General features: G+C 48.8%; 1 protein-coding gene. It reads right to left on the reverse strand.

Annotation, left to right across the window (positions count from 1 at the left end):
* Positions 1-29 precede the first annotated feature (29 nt).
* A complete protein-coding gene (locus FRY97_RS21760; RefSeq protein WP_147169728.1) occupies positions 30-1,514 on the reverse strand; it encodes an ISKra4 family transposase in 1,485 nt (494 codons plus the stop codon).
* Positions 1,515-1,626 lie beyond the last annotated feature (112 nt).

Here is a 1,626-nt window from a genome sequence, read left to right on the forward strand (position 1 = left end):
GAGTGCGTGACAAAAAAGCGGGGCATCTATTATGCCGCCATTTTCCGGAGGCGGATTTTGCGTTCTGAGCCAACGACAAACTGGACAAAATCCTCCATGTCGCCATTTAATTTTACAGCTCTTAGATCCATCACTTTTTGGGCACTGTCGCTGCTCCACCGCATGCCGCTCTGCTCCATACGCTCTTTGACCAAATGCCCACAAGTGGACTCTGCCATAGCTGAGCTTATGGGGTATCCCTTCTTGATAAAAGCCAGATAGTCCATCTTATGCTGATGGTTGGTAAAATAGGTAATGGCTTTGTTCAGCTGTTGGCTTTTACTTTTGGATAATTTTGTCTTATCCCGGATAGCCACTAAATCATCAATGACTTTTTGCGTTTTGCTGTTGAGCAAGTCCGTGAGCATATCCCTGACCCAAGGCGTGCGCAGCTTGGACTGCTCGCCAAAAACGGCAGCCGCGGCTGCCCAAACATATTCCAGCACATGGATAATATCCAGGATAATGCCATCAAAGGCATCTTCCAAACCGTATTTTTTGACCGCTCCCAAGACTTTGTCCTCTAGCCCGATGCCTGCGTCAATAGGGACGACGAAGCGGCTGTCTGTATGGCTAATCCGGTTTTTGATGTCCTGTATCCCATAGTCCACCGCCTTGTCTTGGTCTGCTAAAAATGCCCTGCGGTGGATATTTTCGTGCCAGCCATTCTTTTTTGAGCGCTGCTCTTGTTTTGGTTTTTTCTTTATCTTTTGAGGCTCGTTTTCCACTCCCATCAAAGCATCGGCAATGGCTTTGACACTGCGTTGCTTAGGCTTAAAGCTGGAAGTTACTGAAACAGTTGCCATCTGCTTTGTCCCTGGTTTCTCCCCTTTGCCCAAGCGGGCTTTGGGGTTGCCCGAGCGGGCTTTGGGCTTTCTTATCTTCGGTACGCCCTTGCCGTCAAAAGAGGCGCTGAAGCACACCGCTTCAGGTTCTGCCTTAGCCGGGCGGGCCTCATAATAGGCTTCCACGTATTGGCCCAAATTAAGAGTGTTGCGCACCGAGGACTCCCAGCGCAAATCCAAATTCAGCAGCTTGTTAAACAGGTGCACGCTTTCACGGAAATCATTCTCTGATGCACTTTCGCCCACTAATTCCTGGATATTGTAAGACCAATAGCTCCCTCGGGGCAACTGCAGGTGCTCATCCAGTTTATATACAACCCCTTTGTCACTGGCCCAGTGGCTCGGGCGCTGTATGGATAAGGGCCCAAACAAACTTAAATAGCGCCGCGCCTTCTTGCCCTTGCTTTGGCAAGCTGCTTGATTGTCCACGTCGAATTCATAACTCTTGCACTGTTTTAGCTTCCCGGCTATGATGTACCGGAGCAGCAGCAGCCCGATGCTCAGCAATTCGCTCAGCAAGCCTTTTTCAATGTCATGCATGGCATCCGAAGATTCGACGTATCCATCGCTAAGGCACACTAATTCTTCAAACTTCTGATTTAATCGCTGGGTAAGTTGCTGTTTTTCCATAACTTCATCCGGGAGGTTTGGCTGTCGTTAATTGTTTTGTGTCAAACTCAATTTACGACTTATTGGCTCAACCTCCCTTTTTTACCCATCCCCGCTTTTTTGTCACGCACTC

Origin of the sequence: Phaeodactylibacter luteus, assembly GCF_007993045.1 — a bacterium.
GTDB lineage: Bacteria > Bacteroidota > Bacteroidia > Chitinophagales > Saprospiraceae > Phaeodactylibacter > Phaeodactylibacter luteus.